Consider the following 2019-nt stretch of genomic DNA (forward strand, 5'->3'; position numbering starts at 1 on the left):
AGGCTGCAACCAAGACTTCCCGAGAGCTGCCAGTCTGCTTACCCAACCCAGGCGGCGGCGACAGGGTGGTAGACTGGCAGGTTATGGACGAAATAGCTGAAAAGCTGTCGAGCCCCGCTATGCAGTAGCGGGGCTCGCACGTTTACCAGCGGCTCAAGCCAAGCAGCTTTTCACCAAGCGGCGTCAGCTCCGCTGTCGTCGCATTGTGCTTCTCCCAGTCGCGCGGGTCACCCGGAAAGGCATCGCGCTGCGGATGATCAAGCTCGCGCCAGAGCCGGATACGCTCCTGCCGCTCGGCCTCATTGTTCCATTCCGCCGGATGCATGGAGATATACTGCGCCATGCGCACGCGGCCGTCGGAATGGTTGGGGCGCACCCCATGCGCCAGCAGGGAGTTGAAGATCATCAGATCGCCCGGCTCCATGTCGATATTGACGGCGCTCTGCCCCGTCATATCGGGATGCATCGGATCGCGATCGTCCGGCTGGGTCTGCACCCAGTCCTCAAAGTGCTCGAACAGATACGGCACGCACTGGAAGCCGCCGACATCGCCGTCCTGCTTCTTGAGGCTGAGCACGGCCTGCACGCCGATCGGCAACGGCTGGATCGACGTATCCACATCCCAGTGGATGAAACCATTGGGGTTGCCCTTGACCTTTTTGGGCGGATTGAGATTGGCCCGGTCTATGGTGACCCAGAGGTCTTCCCGATCCCAGATATCCACGAACGCGTCGTAGATTCGCTGCTCCATGCGATTGTCCCACAGATACTGGTGATTATAGATCTCCAGCATTCCGGTATTGTTGAGCTCCTTCATCTTGTGCTCGCGCCGTTGCGGCGCATACCAGGTGGAAGGATCGTTCGGATCCTTCTCGTCAAATTTCCAGAGCAAGTCGACGAGCCGCTCCACATTGGCCGCAGGCACCGCCTGCCGGACAATCACGTAGCCCTTCGTCGTCCAATGCTCCCAATCGTCCCTCGATAAAACGCGCAGCGGCAAGGTCTTCTCGATGTCCTTGAGCTGCGTCGTGGCAACGGTGGTCGGATGGCTGTCGCGTTTCAACTGCGTGGCCTGCTGCATGTAACTCTCCCATGTCGAACTCCCCTCGGAGGCGGATGATGGTGAGGTTAGCGGCTGCGCAGCGCCCATGTTGTGCTGGTCATGCGTATTTTGGTACTATTCTGGCGTCTAGTGGGATCAGCATGCCCGATGCGCGCCTATCGTGAACATCTGTCGACGCCGAACACCGCCTCGTGGACCATGCTCAAACGGCGGTTGGACGACGCCATACCCTTCCAATGGCATCATCACCCCGAATTCGAACTAACCCTGACGCTCAATTCACAGGGCCAGCGTTTCATCGGCGACCATGTCGGCAGCTACGGCGATGCTGACCTTGTCCTCGTCGGACCGAACCTGCCCCATACCTGGGCCTCGCGCAAAAAGCTCGACCATACCGAGCCGCACATTGCCCTGGTCTTTTGGTTCCGCAAGGAATGGATCGAAGGCCTGATCGCCGGCTCGGTCGAGTTGCAACCGGTAAAGGACCTGATGAACCGCTCGCTCGGCGGCCTCGCCTTTGCCCGGGAAACCGGCCTTGCCCTGGCCCCTGACTTCCGCGCTATGTTCGACCTGCCACCGGTGCAACGACTGCTTGCCCTGTTCTCGATCCTGGATCGCCTCGCCGAAGACAGCAGCGCGCACCCGCTTTCCCATGCAGTGCCCCAGGAGGTTGAAGGCGGCCGCTCGCGGTTGGATCGGATCCTGGCGCACCTCCACCAACACTACGTCGGCCCGACCAGCATGCCAGAACTGGCCGAAATCGCCGCGCTCAGCGTTTCGGGCCTTCACCGCATGTTCGTCAAGCACACGCAGGTCAGCATCACCGACTACGTCGCCGGCCTCCGCATCGGCGACGCCTGCTCCCGTCTCTCCTCCACCAACGAACCCATCGGCTTTATCGCCGAAGCCGTCGGCTATCCCTCGCTGGCCAACTTCAACCGCCAGTTTAAAGCCCA

General features: G+C 60.8%; 2 protein-coding genes. One reads left to right on the forward strand and one right to left on the reverse strand.

Annotation, left to right across the window (positions count from 1 at the left end; all coding sequences use genetic code 11):
- Positions 1 to 142: 142 nt before the first annotated feature.
- Positions 143 to 1081 (reverse strand): phytanoyl-CoA dioxygenase family protein, encoded by a 939-nt coding sequence (locus GO014_RS18850; RefSeq protein ID WP_157291816.1) that lies wholly within the window; start codon positions 1079 to 1081, stop codon positions 143 to 145.
- 129 nt (positions 1082 to 1210) lie between these two features.
- On the opposite strand from GO014_RS18850, the gene GO014_RS18855 reads away from it, so the two are divergent.
- A partial coding sequence (locus GO014_RS18855; RefSeq protein WP_246204742.1) for a helix-turn-helix domain-containing protein occupies positions 1211 to 2019 on the forward strand: 809 nt, incomplete at its 3' end.

This window comes from Devosia marina (assembly GCF_009758415.1).
Lineage (GTDB): Bacteria > Pseudomonadota > Alphaproteobacteria > Rhizobiales > Devosiaceae > Devosia > Devosia marina.